This is a genomic window from Georgenia phoenicis (genome assembly GCF_047302425.1).
In the GTDB taxonomy this organism is placed as follows: Bacteria; Actinomycetota; Actinomycetes; order Actinomycetales; family Actinomycetaceae; genus Oceanitalea.
Genome location: NZ_CP154855.1, coordinates 3,369,059 through 3,384,640, shown reverse-complemented (window position 1 = coordinate 3,384,640; position 15,582 = coordinate 3,369,059). Strand labels below are relative to the sequence as shown.

At 73.9% G+C, this 15,582-nt stretch carries 9 protein-coding genes; 8 read left to right on the top strand and 1 reads right to left on the bottom strand.

Going from position 1 to position 15,582, the window contains the following annotated elements:
- The first annotated feature begins 31 nt into the window (after nucleotides 1-31).
- The 7 genes from AA0005_RS15955 (at nucleotide 32) to AA0005_RS15925 (ending at nucleotide 12,129) form a co-directional block, all read left to right on the top strand.
- Nucleotides 32-1,057, top strand: coding sequence for an ABC transporter permease (locus tag AA0005_RS15955; RefSeq protein WP_413451115.1), 1,026 nt, complete (start codon nucleotides 32-34; stop codon nucleotides 1,055-1,057).
- Complete coding sequence (locus AA0005_RS15950) at nucleotides 1,057-2,820, top strand: ABC transporter ATP-binding protein (protein ID WP_413451114.1); 1,764 nt, start codon at nucleotides 1,057-1,059, stop codon at nucleotides 2,818-2,820. The genes AA0005_RS15955 and AA0005_RS15950 overlap by 1 nt, the downstream gene beginning before the upstream one ends.
- A 2-nt stretch (nucleotides 2,821-2,822) precedes the next feature.
- Nucleotides 2,823-6,008, top strand: a complete 3,186-nt coding sequence (locus AA0005_RS15945; protein ID WP_413451113.1) for an FtsX-like permease family protein — start codon at nucleotides 2,823-2,825, stop codon at nucleotides 6,006-6,008.
- Complete coding sequence (locus tag AA0005_RS15940) at nucleotides 6,005-8,797, top strand: FtsX-like permease family protein (RefSeq protein WP_413451112.1); 2,793 nt, start codon at nucleotides 6,005-6,007, stop codon at nucleotides 8,795-8,797. The genes AA0005_RS15945 and AA0005_RS15940 overlap by 4 nt, the downstream gene beginning before the upstream one ends.
- Nucleotides 8,798-8,872: 75 nt before the next feature.
- A complete protein-coding gene (putP, locus tag AA0005_RS15935; RefSeq protein ID WP_413451111.1) occupies nucleotides 8,873-10,378 on the top strand; it encodes a sodium/proline symporter PutP in 1,506 nt (501 codons plus the stop codon).
- Nucleotides 10,379-10,451: 73 nt separating this feature from the next.
- Nucleotides 10,452-11,459, top strand: a complete 1,008-nt coding sequence (locus AA0005_RS15930; RefSeq protein WP_413451110.1) for an ABC transporter ATP-binding protein — start codon at nucleotides 10,452-10,454, stop codon at nucleotides 11,457-11,459.
- Nucleotides 11,452-12,129 (top strand): ABC transporter ATP-binding protein, encoded by a 678-nt coding sequence (locus tag AA0005_RS15925; RefSeq protein ID WP_413451109.1) that lies wholly within the window; start codon nucleotides 11,452-11,454, stop codon nucleotides 12,127-12,129. The genes AA0005_RS15930 and AA0005_RS15925 overlap by 8 nt, the downstream gene beginning before the upstream one ends.
- Before the next feature lie 94 nt (nucleotides 12,130-12,223).
- On the opposite strand, the gene AA0005_RS15920 is transcribed toward AA0005_RS15925, so the two are convergent.
- Complete coding sequence (locus tag AA0005_RS15920; RefSeq protein ID WP_413451108.1) at nucleotides 12,224-13,282, bottom strand: hypothetical protein; 1,059 nt, start codon at nucleotides 13,280-13,282, stop codon at nucleotides 12,224-12,226.
- A 361-nt stretch (nucleotides 13,283-13,643) separates the two neighbouring features.
- On the opposite strand from AA0005_RS15920, the gene typA reads away from it, so the two are divergent.
- Nucleotides 13,644-15,551, top strand: a complete 1,908-nt coding sequence (gene typA / locus AA0005_RS15915; RefSeq protein ID WP_413451107.1) for a translational GTPase TypA — start codon at nucleotides 13,644-13,646, stop codon at nucleotides 15,549-15,551.
- Nucleotides 15,552-15,582: the final 31 nt, after the last annotated feature.

The window sequence follows — 15,582 nt, the reverse complement described above, 5'->3', positions numbered from 1 at the left end:
CCCGTACCAGCCCCGCGACCCGGAGGCAGCGATGAGAAGGTTCAGGAAGAACGACCGGCCGGAGCACATCGTTCCGCAGCCCGGCATGCAGGGGGCCAACCCCGGCTCCGTGCAGAACGTCGACCAGCTGTCCGTCGAGGAGGACCTCGAGGGCAAGACCGACAAGTCCTACTCCCAGGGCCAGCTCGTGCTGCGGCGCTTCCTGCGCCACCGCGGTGCGATGGTCTCCCTCGGCGTGCTCGTGTTCATCACCCTGCTCGCCTACACCTCGATCGGCTTCGGGCCGATCCCGGGCTGGTGGAAGCACGACTACACGCTCGCCGGCACCGTGGTCGACGGCGGGCGGCCCTCGCTGAGCCTGTGGCCCTTCCAGATCGGGGACCAGCCCTTCGGGCAGGACAGCGTCGGCAAGGACTACTTCGCGCTCGTCATGCGCGGCACCCAGCGCTCCCTGATCATCGCCTTCGTCGTCGGCATCGTCTCGACGCTCATCGGCACCGCGATCGGCGCCGCCGCGGGCTACTTCCGCGGCTGGGTCGAGGCCGTGCTCATGCGCCTCACCGACCTCCTCATCGTCATCCCGCTGCTCGTCCTCGCGGCCGTCCTCGGCCAGATGAGCAGCTCGATCTGGACGCTGGCCCTCATGCTCGGCATCGTCACATGGACCGGCCTGGCGCGTCTCGTGCGCGGTGAGGTCCTGTCCCTGCGCGAGCGCGAGTTCGTCGCGGCGGCCCGGGCCGTGGGCACCTCGCCGTGGCGCATCATCGTCAAGCACATCCTGCCGAACACGCTCGGGACGATCATCGTCTCGGCCACGCTGTCCATCGCGGCAGCCATCCTGCTCGAGACCTCGCTGTCCTTCCTCGGCTTCGGCGTCGACGCACCGGACACCTCGCTCGGCGTCCTCATCAGCACGTACCAGGCCTCCTTCACCTCGCGGCCCTGGCTGTTCTGGTGGCCCGGCATCTTCATCCTCGGCATCGCGCTGAGCGTGAACTTCATCGGCGACGGTCTGCGCGACGCGTTCGACCCCCGGCAGAACAGGAACAAGGACTGATGACCAGCACCTCCGAGCAGTCCAGCGGACCGGTCCTCTCCTTCCGTGACCTCGACGTCCGCTTCAAGACCGAGTTCGGCTCCGTCCACGCCGTCAAGGGCATCTCCCTCGAGGTCAATCCCGGTGAGGTGGTCGCGCTCGTCGGCGAGTCCGGCTCCGGCAAGTCCGTCACCTCGATGACGGCGCTCGGCCTGCTGCCGAAGAACGCCCGCACGGCCGGCGGCGTCGTCGTCGGCGACCAGAAGGTCGGCGAGCTCGACGACGGCGCGCTGCGCCGCATGCGGGGAAACGACGTCGCGATGGTCTTCCAGGAGCCCATGACGGCGCTCAACCCGGTGCTCACCATCGGCACCCAGCTCACCGAGGCCCTCGAGCTCCACGGCATCGCCTTCGGGCGGGCGGCGGACGAGCGCGCGGCCGAGCTGCTGCGGATGGTCGGCATCCCCGAGCCCGAGCGGCGGCTCAAGCAGTACCCGCACGAGCTCTCCGGCGGTCAGCGCCAGCGCGTCGTCATCGCGATCGCGATCAGCTGCGACCCGCGCGTCATCATCGCCGACGAGCCGACGACGGCGCTCGACGTCACCGTCCAGGCCGAGATCCTCGACCTGCTGCGCTCCCTCAAGGACAAGCTCAACACCGGCATCCTCCTCATCACCCACAACATGGGCGTCGTCGCCGACATGGCCGACCGCGTCGCGGTGATGTTCAAGGGCAACCTCGTGGAGACCGGCACGGCGGAGCAGGTGCTCAACCACCCGCAGCACGCCTACACCAAGCGCCTCCTCGACGCCGTGCCCCACCTGGGCCGCGGCCGCAACCAGCTCGGCATCGCCCACGTCGAGGCGCCGCCCGTGGAGGAGAACGAGGTCCACGCCCTGCGCATGGAGAACCTCGTCATCGAGTACCAGCGGGCAGGCAAGCCGCCCTTCCGCGCCGTCGACGACGTCTCCTTCTCGGTCCGCCAGGGCGAGGTCGTCGGCCTCGTCGGCGAGTCCGGGTCGGGCAAGTCGACGATCGGTCGCTGCGCGCTGGGACTCATCCCCGCGGCGTCGGGCACGATCCGGCTCTTCGGCGAGGACTTCGGGGCGCTGCGCCGGAAGCAGGCCAAGGCGCTGCGCCGCCGGATCGGCGTGATCTTCCAGGACCCGGCCGCCTCGCTCAACCCGCGCCTGCCGATCGGCGACATCATCTCCGAGCCGATGGTCGTCCACCAGGTCGGGGACCGGAAGTCGCGCGAGAAGAAGGTCCACGAGCTCCTCGAGGCGGTCGAGCTGCCGCGCAGCGTGTTCAACCGCTACCCGCACGAGCTCTCCGGCGGTCAGCGCCAGCGCGTCTCGGTGGCCCGCGCCCTCGTCCTCGAGCCGGAGCTGCTCGTCGCCGACGAGCCGACCTCCGCGCTGGACGTCTCCGTCCAGGCGAGCGTGCTCGCGATGTTCACCGAGCTGCAGCAGCGTTACCGCTTCGCCTGCCTGTTCGTCTCGCACGACCTCGCCGTCGTCGACCTGCTCGCCCACCGGGTGGTCGTCCTGCAGAACGGGCAGATCGTCGAGCAGGGCACCCGCGACGCGGTGCTGCAGAACCCGCAGGAGGAGTACACGCAGCGGCTGCTCGCCGCGGCGCCCGTGCCCGAGCCGGGTGAGCAGCGCCGTCGTCGCGAGGAGCGCCACGCGCTGCTCCAGTCCTTCGGCGAGCGGGTGACCGAGCTCGAGCTCGACGCGGGCACGATCGGGACCGGCCCGCTGGACGACTCCACCCGCGAGTAGCCGTGAGGGCGCCCCGTCTGCTGCTGCGGCGTGGCCGCGCGCAGCGGGGCGCCCTCCTCACCCTCCTCGTCCTCACGGCCACCGTCGCCGCGATCCTCGCCGGCAGCGTCGGCTACACGCGCGCGGCGGGCGTCGCGACGATCCGTGCGACGCTCACCACGGCCGCGCCCCACGAGGCCGGCGTCCAGGTCCAGACCCGGCTGGCCGACGACGCCGAGGCACAGGACGCCGCCGTGGGCGCCACGGTCACCGAGCTGCTCGGCCCGGACACCGAGGTCTCGCGCACCCTGTGGACCGAGGCGGTCGGTGCGGAGGCGGAGGAGCAGGAGCTGCGGGTCGTCCTCGCCGAGCTCCCTCCGGGTGACGGCGTGGTCCTCCTCGAGGGCGCGCTGCCCGGCCCGGGCGAGGTGCTCGTCCCCGAGGCAGCCGCCGAGGCGGGCCTGACCACGGGCAGCGAGCTCGTCGTCGACGACGTCTCCCTCACCGTCTCGGGCACGTGGCAGCCCGGCGACGAGCGGGCCTGGTTCACCGACCCGCTCGCCGGCGACGACTCGACCCTCGGCCCGCTCCTCACCGACGCCGGCACCGTGCGTGACGCCGTCGCGGCCCCCTTCGCCCGCTGGACCGTGGTCCCGCGCGCGGAGGCGCTCGCCGTCGCTGAGCTCCCCGGCCTGGCCGAGGGGCTCGAGCGGCTGGAGTTCGCCCTCGGTGACGACGACGCCGTCGCGGTCCGCGGCCTGGCCCTCACCGGGGAGCTCGCGGGCACCGTCGCTGAGCTGCGCGCCGCGACCGCCACCGCGGCGGCCGTCGGTCTCGTGCCCGTGGCTCTGCTCGGGGTCGTCTCTGTCGTCGCCCTCGTCCAGGTCGTGCGGCTGCTGGGGCAGACCCGGGCCCGCGAGGTCGAGATCCTCGTCGCCCGCGGCGCCGCGGCCCGCCAGGTGACGGTGTGGTCGGGCGCCGAGCTCGCCGTCGTCGCCGTCCTCGGTGCCGCGGTCGGAACGGCGGTGGCCGCCGTCGTCGTCGGCCGGCTCGACGGCGGGGACGCGCAGCGCGGGGTCGTGCTCGCCACCGGGGTGGCCGTCGCGCTCGTCACCGCGGTCACGGGGACGGTGGTCGCGGGCCTGCACGCGCGCGGGATCGCGCGGCGGATGGTCGCCGACCGCTCCGGGCGGCTGCGCGGCGCCGCCGCCGTCGGCACCGTCGTGCTCTCCGGGGCCGCCGCCGCCCTGTCCGCCTGGCAGCTGCGACGGCACGGCACCCCGCTCCTGGACGACGGCGGCGCGGACGTCCTCGCCGTCGTGTCCCTCGGGGCGGTCCTCGGCTTTCTCGCCGTGCTCGCGCTGGCCCTGCTCGGCCCGCTCGCCCGTGGTGCCTCCCGCCTGCGCGAGCGGGAGCGCGGCCTGGTCGGGGTGCTCGCGAGCCGCCAGGTGTCCCGGCGGGTGCGGGCCTACGCCGTCCCGCTCGTCCTCGTCGTCCTCGCCGTCGGTGCCACGACGGTCGCGTCCGCCTTCGCGGGGGCGACCGCGGTGCAGCGCGAGCACGTCGCCGCGCTCGCCACCGGCACGGACGTGCGCGTCACCGTGCCCGCGGGCGCGACGTCCCGGCTCGCCGTTCCGCAAGCGGTGCGGGCCGCGCCCTACCGGGAGCTCCCCGGTGTTGCCGCGGCCGGGACGGTCTTGCGCGGCGGGGGCACCCTCGGCGAACTGCCGGTCGCCGTCACGGCGCTCGACACCGCGCGCCTCGAGGAGGTCACGCGGCTGCCCGAGGGGCTGGAGCTGGCCGCCGCCGACGCTCTCGCCCCCGCGCGCGAGGGCGTGCCGCTGCCCGCCGGTGCGCAGACTGTTGAGATCACCCTGCGCGCCGCGCTGGGCGTCACCGCCGAGGCTCAGGCTGCCGAGGAGGAGCAGCGGGCCGCCCTGCGGCAGTACTACGTGGAGGTCGAGGGGCTCACCGAGGAGGAGGCCAGCGCCTTCCTCGCGGAGCAGGCCGCCGCGCGGGACGGTGACCACGGGCTCGGGGTCACGGCCTGGGTGGCCGACGCCGACGGTGGCCTGAGCATGCTCGAGGGCGGACGGCTGAGCGCCGACGTCGAGGGGGAGGACGGCCTGCTCGGCCCCCGGCCCACCGAGCACACGCTCCGGCTCGAGCTGCCGGCCGCGGGCGAGTACCGGCTCGTCGGCCTCGACCTGGCGGTCACCGGCCCGCCCATCGGCACCGAGCTGTCCGTGGAGGTCCTCGGCCTGGCCGCGGACGGCACCGCCGCCGAGCTGGGGACGGCGGCGTGGGGGCAGGCCGCGGCTCTCGAGGCGCCCGAGCTCGACCCGCTCGGGGTGATCGGCGCGCAGGGTGTCCTGTACGACGAGAGCGGGCTGGGGATCGCCGAGAGCGAGGTGCGCCTCGTCCCGGGCGACGGCGCCGCGCCCGTCCCCGCCGCCGTCACCTCCCACCTCGCCGCGGCGGCGGACCTCGCGGAGGGGGACACGGCCACCGTCGCGCTGGGCGGCACCTCGCTCGACCTCACGGTGAGCGCCGTCGTCGACGCCGTTCCCGGCGGGCTGGAGGAGGACGCCGTCCTCCTCGACCTCGACGCCCTCGGCGCCCACGTGCTCGACCGGGACCCCAGCCCGCTGCTCCCGGGCGAGGTGTGGCTCGCCGTCGACGACGACGCCGACCCCGCCGAGGTGGCCGACGCCGCGGCCGGGCTCGCGGGAGCGCAGGGAAGCGTCGAGGTGGCGGGGCAGGGCCTGACTGACTCGGCCGGCTCGGTGCGCCAGACCTTCTGGACGGTCGCCGCTGGTGCCGCACTCCTCGCGCTCACCGGCGTGGCCGCCGTCGTCCTCTCCCTCGCGCGCGAGCGGCGCAGCGAGGTCGTCGTGCTGCGCGCGCTCGGGCTTCCCCCGAGCGGGCAGGCGCGCACGCGGGTGGCGGAGCTGCTCGGGGTGGGTGCGCTCGGCGTCGTCCTCGGGGCGCTCGCGGGCTGGGCGGCGTCGGTGCTGCTCGTGCCCACGCTGGCGCGGGCCGCCGCCACGCAGCCCTCGCCGCTGCCGCTCGGCGGCCGGCTCGAGGTGTGGCCGGCGCTCGGGGTGCTCGCCGTCCTCGTCGGTGGTCTCGCCGTCGTCGCGGCGGTGCTCGGGGGCCGGCTGCGCGCGCAGGCGCTGGACGCCGAGTACCGGGAGGAGGTGCGATGACCGGCCTCCTCGGACTCGCGCGCCGGCAGGCCACCGCGCACCGTGCCGTCCCGGTCGCGCTCGTGCTCCTCGTCCTCCTCGTGTCCGCCGTCGTCACCGCGTGGCCGCGGCTGCTCGCCGGCGTCGACGACCGCCAGGTGACCCACGAGATCGCCGCGACGAGCCCGCTGTCCCGCGACGTCGTCGGGGTCCTGCCCGCCACGTGGCCGTGGCTGCCACCGCCGCCGCCCGGCTCCACCCCCTTCCCGCCCGACGTCGAGGAGAATCTCGGCGGGGTCCACGTCGCGCTCGAGGAGCTGCGCGCCGCCCAGCCCGAGCCGCTGCGGAGCCTGCTGGGGAAGCCGAGCTTCTGGGTCCAGAGCGAGCCGGTGGAGGTCGAGCCGCCGCCCGACCCGCTCATGGGGCAGCAGCGCCTGCGCCTCACCGTCGACCCGGAGCTCGCGGACCGGGTCGAGCTCGTCGCGGGGCGGTGGCCGGAGCCGCACCTCGCCGTCGACCCCTTCGCCGGGCTCGACGACGTGGAGCGCGCCTTCCTCAACCTCGACGAACGGGTGGCGCTCACCGACGCCGCCATCGCGGCGAGCGAGCCGCTCGAGGTCCTCCTGTCCGCGCCCGCCGCCGAGGTCCTCGAGTGGGAGGTCGGCACCGAGCGGCGCATCATCGGCAACACCGTCCCCGCGCTGCTCACGGGCACCTACGAGGTGACCGACCCCGGCGCCGACCACTGGGACCACAACCGGTACTCGGTGGAGCCCTACGTCGTCGACGACCTCAACCTCGGCACGTCCGCGGAGGCCGCCGCCTACCTCGACCCCGCCTGGGACGGGCAGCTGCCCGCCGGCTTCCCCGAGCACGGGCAGACCTTCCGCACGCAGATGTGGTTCCCCGTGGACCCCGCCGCGCTCACCGCCGACGACGTCGAGCCGGCCGCCGCCCAGCTCACCCGCTTCACCTCGCCCCAGCCGCTCGGCCCGGCGGGCGACACGGCCCCGGCCTACGAGGTGCGCTTCGCCAGCGAGCTCGGGGAGGTCCTCGACCGCGTCCGCCAGCAGCAGGCGGTCACCTCCACCGTGCTCACCGTCATCGCCTCCGGCCCGCTGGGCGTGGCGCTCGCCGTCTTCCTGCTCGGGGCGCGGCTCCTGGTCTCGCGCCGGCGCGCGGGGCTCGCGCTGCTCGCCGCCCGCGGCGGCTCGGGCTCGCAGCTGCGGTCGGTGCTGGCCCTCGAGGGGCTCGTCATCGGCGTGCCCGCTGCCGCGGTCGGGGCGCTGCTGGCCGTGCTGCTCCTGCCGGGGCGCACCGCACCGGGCGATCTCGCCGTCACCGGCGCCGTCGCGCTCGTGCCCGCCGTCCTGCTCGCCGCGAGCACCTCACCGCGCGGCCTGCGCGAGGGCCGCGCGGACCTCGGAGCGCGCCGCAGCCGGTGGCGGTGGATCGCCGAGGTCGTGCTCCTCGCGGTCACCGCCGTCGCCCTCGTCCTCCTCGTCCAGCGCGGGGTGCGGCCCGGGACGGGCGGGACCGACGTACTCCTCACGGGGGTGCCGCTCCTGCTCGCCGTCGCGACCTGCGTCGTCGTGCTGCGCGTGTACCCGCTCCCGGTGCGCGCGCTGGCGGGGGCGCTGCGCCGTCGTCGTGGGGTCATGGCCTTCCTCGGCTCGGCGCGCGCGGTCCGCGAGCCGGCCGGCGGGCTCGTCCCCGCGGTCGCGCTCGTCGTCGGGGTGTCCGTCGCGATGTTCTCCGCGGTCCTCTCCTCGACCATCGGCACCGGCGTGCAGGCGACGGCGTGGCAGTCCGTGGGCGCCGACCTGCGCCTGTCCGGACCGATCCTCGACGAGGAGAAGGCCGCCGCGATCGCCGCCGTGCCCGGCGTCGCGGAGGTGGCGACGATCGGCGACGCCGGCACGGTGAGCATCGCGGGGGAGCGGCTCACCGTCGCCGTCGCCGACCTCGCGGCGGTGCGCGCCGTCCAGGCCGACGGCGTGGGGATCGACCACCTCCCGGCGGACCTGCCGGGTGCCTCGGGCGACGCCGTCCCGACCGTGCTGTCCGACGCGGCGGTCGAGGCACTCGGGGCGGGCGTCGGGGACACGCTCGAGGCCGCCGTCGGGGACGGGGTCACGCTCGAGGTCGTTGGGACCGTGGGCCGGCTCGCGGGCGCGGGCACGACCGGTGAGGTCCTCGTGGACGCCGAGGCCTTCGCCGCCGCCACGGACCGGCCGGTCCTGCCGCGGATCGCGCTGCTCGACGTCACCGACGGCGCGGACCCGACGGCGGTCCTCGAGCGCGTCCGCGAGGTCGAGCCCGTCGCGCTCGCGCAGAACCCGGCCGGGGACGAGCGCGGCTTCCTCTCCTCGCCGATGGCCGGGGGGATGAACGCGGCGCTCACGGTCGCCGTCGTCCTGTCCCTCGTGCTCGTCGTCGTCGCCGTCGTCATGACGCAGCTCATGGGGGCGCCGGTGCGGGCGCGGCTGCTCGCGGTGCTCCGCACGCTCGGCCTGGACCGGCGGCAGGCGCGCGGGATCGTTGCGTGGGAGCTGGTGCCGCTCGCCGCGGTGTCGGTGCTCGCCGGCGGGGTGCTGGGTGTGGTGGTGCCGTGGGTGGTGCTCGGCGGGATGGACCTGCGGGCGCTCACCGGCGGGGAGGAGCAGCCGGAGCTGGTCGTCGACCCGCTCGTCGTCGGGGCGGTGCTCGGCGGCGTCGTGCTGCTGACGGTGCTGGCGGTGCTCGTCTCGACCGTGCTGAGCAGCCGGGCCGACGCCGCGAGCCAGCTGCGGATGGGCGAGGAGACCTGACCCGGCGGGCCTGAGCGGGCATGTCTGTGGCCCGTGCCACACTGGGCGGACCGTGCTCTCGGGGAGGAGACGACGATGTCCGACCGCACCTACCAGCTCATCGCGCTGGTCGCCTACTTCGTGGCCATGCTCGCCATCGGCTACTACGCCTACCGGCGCACCAGCGGCCACGAGGACTACATGCTCGGCGGGCGGCGCCTGTCACCGACGACGGCCGCGCTGAGCGCCGGCGCCTCGGACATGTCCGGCTGGCTCATGATGGGCCTGCCGGGCGCCATCTACGTCAGCGGGCTCATCGAGGGGTGGATCGCCGTCGGCCTCACCATCGGCGCGTACCTCAACTGGCGGCTGGTGGCGCCGCGGCTGCGCTCCTACACGGAGACGGCGAAGAACTCGATCACCATCCCGAGCTTCTTCGAGAACCGCCTGCACGACATCTCGCGCTCGCTGCGCGTGGCCTCCGGCGCCATCGTCCTCGTGTTCTTCACGTTCTACGTGTCGTCGATGATGGTCGCCGGCGGGGTGTTCTTCGAGGTCGCCTTCGACACCTCCTACCGCACGGGCATGCTCATCGTCGCCGGGGTCACGCTGGCCTACACGCTCATCGGCGGATTCCTCGGTGCCTCGCTCACCGACGTCGTCCAGGGCACGATGATGATGATCGCGCTGCTCGTCGTCCCCGTCGTCGTCCTCGTCTCGCTCGGCGGGGTGGGCGAGGCGCTCGACGGGATCCGCGAGGTCGACCCGGCGCGGCTGTCGCCGCTGGCCGGTGCGGGGGTCACCGGCGCGTCGGTGATCGGCGTCGTGTCCGCCCTCGCGTGGGGCCTGGGCTACTTCGGCCAGCCGCACATCATCGTGCGCTTCATGGCCATGCGGGACGCTCTCTCCGCCGGCCGGGCGAGACGGATCGGGATCGGGTGGATGGCCATCTCGCTGGTCGGCGCGGTGGTCACCGGGCTCCTCGGGATCGCCTACGTCAACCGCGAGGGCCTGGACCTGAGCGACCCCGAGCAGATCGTGCTCGCGCTGTCCCAGGTACTGCTGCACCCGCTGCTCGTCGGGGCGATCTTCGCGGCCGCGCTGGCGGCGATCATGAGCACCGTCTCCAGCCAGCTCATCGTGTGCTCCTCGGCCTTCGTCGAGGACCTCTACCGGATCGTGCGCAAGGACGCCGCGCCGCGGAGCCTCGTCGTCCTCGGTCGCGTGGCCGTGCTCGCGGTGGCCGTCATCGCCACGGTCCTCGCGCTCAACCCGGCGGACACGATCCTCAACCTCGTCGCCTTCGCGTGGGCGGGCTTCGGCGCCTCCTTCGGTCCCGCGATCCTCCTCAGCCTCTTCTGGCGCCGGCTCACCAACTGGGGCGCGCTCGCCGGCATGGTGACCGGCGCGGTGACGGTCATCCTCTGGAAGCAGTTCGGGCCGGAGATCCTCGGGGCGACGCTGTACGAGATCGTGCCGGGCTTCGCCGCGAACCTGCTCGTCGCCGTCGTCGTCAGCCGGCTCACCTACCAGCCTGACGAGGAGATGCAGCGCGAGTTCACCGAGGCGGCCCGCGGGGCGAGGCGCGCGCCGGCGGCGTAGCGCGCGGCGAGAACCGGGCCCGCGGCGCCGCCGCCGGTGAGACGATGGCGCCCGCGACCAAGACGAGGGGCCTATGACGACGACGACCGAGCCGGACATCCTGTGCCACGGGCTGGTGCGGATCTTCTCCACCGAGGGCGTGGAGGTGCAGGCGCTGCAGGGGCTCGACCTGCGGGTGGAGCGCGGTGACGTCGTCGCCATCGTCGGGGCGTCGGGCTCGGGGAAGTCGACGCTGCTCACCATCTTGTCCGGGCTCGACAAGCCGACCGGTGGCAGCGCCGTCGTCGCCGGCACCGACATCGGCACGATGAACCGGGCCGACAGGGTACGCTACCAGCGGCACACCGTGGGTTTCGTGTGGCAGCAGACCTCGCGGAACCTGCTGCCCTACCTCACTGCTGCGGAGAACATCGCCGTGCCGCTCGTCCTCGCGGGCGCGGAGGCGCGCGAGGAGCGGGTGGACGAGCTGCTCGCGCTCCTCGGCATCGAGCACTGCCGCGACCGGCGTCCCGAGCAGATGAGCGGCGGTGAGCAGCAGCGCACGGCGATCGCGGTCGCCCTGGCCAACTCCCCGCGCGTGCTGCTGGCGGACGAGCCCACCGGCGAGCTCGACGACGCGACGAGCGCCGAGGTGCTCGAGGCGCTGCGCGGGGCCTCGGAGCGGCTGGGCGTCACCGTCCTCATCGTCACCCACGACCCCACGGTGTCCGAGCACGTGCGGCGCACCGTCCAGATCCGCGACGGCCGCACCGCCACCGAGGTGCTGCGCCGCACCGAGCGCGACGACTCCGGCGCCGAGGTGTACGTCGCCGAGGAGTTCGCCGTGCTCGACCGCACCGGACGCCTCCAGCTGCCCGAGGACTTCGTCACGGCCCTCGACCTGCGCGAGCGGGTGCGCCTGGCCCTGGAGCCGGACCACGTGGGCGTGTGGCCCGACGGCGTGCGGGCGCCGGACGCGGCGGCGCAGGGGAACGGCGCACCGGGCGCGGGGGCGTCGCGAGAGCCGGCCGTCGCGCCGACGCCGGGCGGCCGGCCGCGGCGGCGCGAGCTGCGCGAGCGCGGGGAGGCGGCCGGTGACTGAGGCGCTGCTGACCGCGGAGTCCGTGAGCCGGGTCTTTGCCACCGGCGCCGGGGACGTGCACGCGCTCACCGACGTGACCATGCAGGTGGCCGCCGGCCAGCTCGTCGTCGTCCGTGGCCCGTCCGGCTCGGGCAAGACGACGCTGCTCAACCTCCTCGGCGGGCTGGACCGGCCCACGAGCGGGCGGGTGCTCCTCGGCGACGGGCGCGAGCTGTCGGCGCTGCCGGAGAGCGACGTTCTCGAGGTGCGCCGCACCCGGATCGGCTACGTCTTCCAGTCCTTCGGGCTCATCCCGGTGCTCTCGGCAGCGGAGAACGTCGAGATCCCGCTGCGCCTCCTCGAGGTGGAGCCCGCCGAGCGCGAGGAGCGGGTGGCAGCCGCGCTCGACCTCGTCGGCCTCTCCGGGCACGTCCGCCAGCGGCCCTACGAGCTGTCCGGCGGCCAGCAGCAGCGAGTCGGCATCGCCCGGGCGCTCGTCTCCGAGCCGGAGATCCTCATCGCCGACGAGCCCACCGGCCAGCTCGACTCCGCGACCGCCGCGACGATCATGGAGCTCATCCAGGACCTCACCCACGCCCGCGGCCTCGCCGCCGTCGTCTCCACCCACGACCCCGTCCTCATGCAACGCGCCGACCAGGTCGTCGACCTAAGGGACGGCCACCTGGCGTAACCGGCCGGGTCCCCGCCCGGCCCTTCGCCGAACTCCCCGGTTGTCCTCTGAGCTCCCCCCTCTGCTCATGCTCGGGCGGGGTGAACCGGGGAGGTCACCGCAGGAGGGTTGGCCCCCGAAGCTCCGGCACGGGTCTCAGCGTCGCGAGCCAGCCGGCGGGGAAGGGGCGGCACAGTCGCCGGAACACCGCCTCCTCGTCCGAGAGGTCACTGCGGTCGAAGCGCTCGAGGCTCGTCCTCGGAAGGCTCGTCAGCCGGTTCTGCCGCCGCCGTTCGGCCATGACGCGCTGCGACAGCTGACGGCGGGCAGTGGTGCCGTCGGGATCGTCCGGGACGTACTTCGTCTCGCCGTCGTACTCCCCGAGCTGGGTGATCGTCTCGGTGAGGACTCCGTGCTCGGTGACCGGCAGCCGCCAGCGCATGTCCGGGTAGTACACGTACCCGTCGATCTCGTACCGGGGTTGCAGCGTGGGTCGGGGCAGACCGCGGGAGACGGCGATCCACCGCAGGACCGTCTCGTACGGTGACTCGGAGAGCGGGTCTGCCCAGGTGACCACCGCGCGGGCGCGGCGCAGGTTGCGGCGGTCGCCCTCCTCCACCATGGCGAAGAGTCGGGCCCTCAGATCGGCCGCCTCCTTGGCGGTGCGCCTGGGACTGTTGCGCCTAGGGGAGATCAGCGCGCGCATGCCGCTGTCGGCGACGACGAGCGCGTGCTTCGGGTGCATGGTCTTGGCGCAGTCGACGATCGTCCGCTCGATCGTCGTGGTCCGCAGGCCGTTGAACTCGGTGATGTCGCCGGGTGCCAGGTTGCGGAGGTGCCGCACCCGCCCGGGGACGGTCCGGCTGGGCTGGCGCCGCTGCGAGGTGTGCACCCGAGTGTCGTCGTCGACCAGCCACAGCCCGTGCAGCAGGGCTGCGGTCCGGTGGCTGAACACCGGCCGTGCCGTCGTGCGCCGGACGACGCCAGCGACCCGGGCCAGCGCCAGGTGCTCCTCCTTGTGCCACGGGGGCTCGTCGTCGTCGAGCGGACCGACGAAGACCCCGTGCGCCACCTGGACGAACCCTGCGCTCGCGGCCTGCCGGGTGGCGTTCTTGCCGAGCTCGCGGCTGAGCAGCACGGTCGGGAGCTCCTTCGGGGTGATGGACACGGCCATGACGACGAGGGTGACGGCTGTCGTCCGACGGTGGCCGCCGCGACCGCGCGCCCGTGGACAGCGCTGCCCCGGGCGCGGACTGTGGAGCAGTGCGCCGAGGCGTGACCTACCCGGTTCACCCCAGCCAGACGTGTGCTGAGGGGGGAGGTCAGAGGACAACCGGGGAGGTCAGCCCCGAGGGGCGACAGAACTCTGGTATGGGGGTGGTCACATTCCTCACCGGCGCGGCCCTCCGCCTGTACGATTTACCGGCGGCACTCGGGCCTCGGGTGCCTTCCTGCCCGTCACCCGGCGCACCGTTCCCGCTCTGCGAGCGATGCCGGCGCCGCCCGGGCACCCCTTCACCGGAGGAGCTCCGCGTATGCCCGTTCGCCCCGACCTGCGCAACGTCGCGATCGTCGCCCACGTCGACCACGGCAAGACCACGATGGTCGACGCCATGCTCTGGCAGTCGGGCGCCTTCGGTGACCACCAGCACGTCGACGAGCGGGCGATGGACTCCGGTGACCTCGAGCGCGAGAAGGGCATCACCATTCTCGCGAAGAACACGACGGTGAACTACCGCGGCCCCGCCGCCGCGGCCCACGGCGCCCCCGACGGCGTCGTCATCAACGTCATCGACACCCCCGGCCACGCCGACTTCGGTGGCGAAGTCGAGCGCGGGCTGTCCATGGTCGACGGCGTCGTCCTCCTCGTCGACGCGAGCGAGGGCCCGCTGCCCCAGACCCGCTTCGTCCTGCGCAAGGCGCTCGCCGCCAAGCTGCCGGTCATCATCGTCGTCAACAAGGTCGACCGGCCCGACGCCCGCATCACCGAGGTCGTCGCCGAGTCCACCGACCTGCTCCTCGGCCTGGCCAGCGACCTCGCCGACGAGGTGCCGGACCTCGACCTCGACGCCGTCCTCGACGTCCCGGTCGTCTACGCCTCCGCCAAGGCCCGCCGCGCCTCCCTCGACCAGCCCCTCGACGGCGAGCTGCCGAACAACGACGACCTCGAGCCGCTCTTCGCGACCATCCTCGAGAACATCCCGGCCCCGACCTACGACGAGGGCGCGCCCCTCCAGGCGCACGTCACCAACCTCGACGCGTCCCCGTTCCTCGGCCGCCTCGCCCTGCTGCGCATCTTCAACGGTGAGCTCCGCAAGGGCCAGAGCGTGGGCTGGGCCCGCCGTGACGGCACCGTCAAGCCGGTCCGCATCTCCGAGCTCCTCAAGACCGAGGCGCTCACCCGCGTGCCCGCCGAGGTCGCCCACGCCGGTGACATCGTCGCCGTCGCCGGCATCGAGGACATCACGATCGGTGAGTCGCTCGTCGACCTCGAGGACCCGCGCCCGCTGCCGCTCATCACGGTCGACGACCCGGCCATCTCGATGACCATCGGCATCAACACCTCCCCGCTGGCCGGCAAGGTCAAGGGCGCCAAGGTCACCGCCCGCCAGGTCAAGGACCGCCTCGACCGCGAGCTCATCGGCAACGTCTCCCTCAAGGTGCTGCCGACCGACCGCCCGGACGCCTGGGAGGTCCAGGGCCGTGGCGAGCTCGCGCTGGCGATCCTCGTCGAGCAGATGCGCCGCGAGGGCTTCGAGCTCACCGTCGGCAAGCCGCAGGTGGTCACCAAGACCATCGACGGCAAGGTCCACGAGCCGATGGAGCGCATGACGATCGACGTGCCCGAGGAGTTCCTCGGCGCCGTCACCCAGCTCCTCGCCCAGCGCAAGGGCCGCATGGAGACGATGACCAACCACGGCACCGGCTGGGTGCGCATGGAGTTCGTCGTCCCCGCCCGCGGGCTCATCGGCTTCCGCACCCGCTTCCTCACCGAGACGCGCGGCACCGGCATCGCCTCCTCCATCGCCGAGGGCTACGAGCCGTGGCACGGCCCCATCGAGCTGCGCACCAACGGCTCGATGGTCGCCGACCGCGCCGGCTCGGTCACCCCCTTCGCGATGATCAACCTCCAGGAGCGCGGCTCCTTCTTCGTCGAGCCCACCTCCACGGTGTACGAGGGCCAGGTCGTCGGGGAGAACTCCCGCGTCGACGACATGGACGTCAACATCACCAAGGAGAAGAAGCTGACGAACATGCGCGCCGCGTCGTCGGACTCCTTCGAGAACCTCGTCCCGCCGCGCAAGCTCACCCTCGAGGAGTCCCTCGAGTTCGCCGGCAACGACGAGTGCGTCGAGGTGACGCCGGAGGCCATCCGCATCCGCAAGGTCGTCCTCGACCAGACCGAGCGCGCCAAGGCGGCGGCCCGCCTGCGCCGCGCCTGACACCTGGTCGCCCGGCGGCCTGGGCAGAATG

What these genes read in the sequence shown, in the direction of transcription:
- AA0005_RS15955 (WP_413451115.1), top strand. Translation starts at nt 32, where the DNA reads ATGAGAAGGTTCAGGAAGAACGACCGGCCGGAGCACATCGTTCCGCAG.
- AA0005_RS15950 (WP_413451114.1), top strand. Translation starts at nt 1,057, where the DNA reads ATGACCAGCACCTCCGAGCAGTCCAGCGGACCGGTCCTCTCCTTCCGT.
- AA0005_RS15940 (WP_413451112.1), top strand. Translation starts at nt 6,005, where the DNA reads ATGACCGGCCTCCTCGGACTCGCGCGCCGGCAGGCCACCGCGCACCGT.
- putP (WP_413451111.1), top strand. Translation starts at nt 8,873, where the DNA reads ATGTCCGACCGCACCTACCAGCTCATCGCGCTGGTCGCCTACTTCGTG.
- AA0005_RS15930 (WP_413451110.1), top strand. Translation starts at nt 10,452, where the DNA reads ATGACGACGACGACCGAGCCGGACATCCTGTGCCACGGGCTGGTGCGG.
- AA0005_RS15920 (WP_413451108.1), bottom strand. Translation starts at nt 13,282, where the DNA reads ATGGCCGTGTCCATCACCCCGAAGGAGCTCCCGACCGTGCTGCTCAGC.
- typA (WP_413451107.1), top strand. Translation starts at nt 13,644, where the DNA reads ATGCCCGTTCGCCCCGACCTGCGCAACGTCGCGATCGTCGCCCACGTC.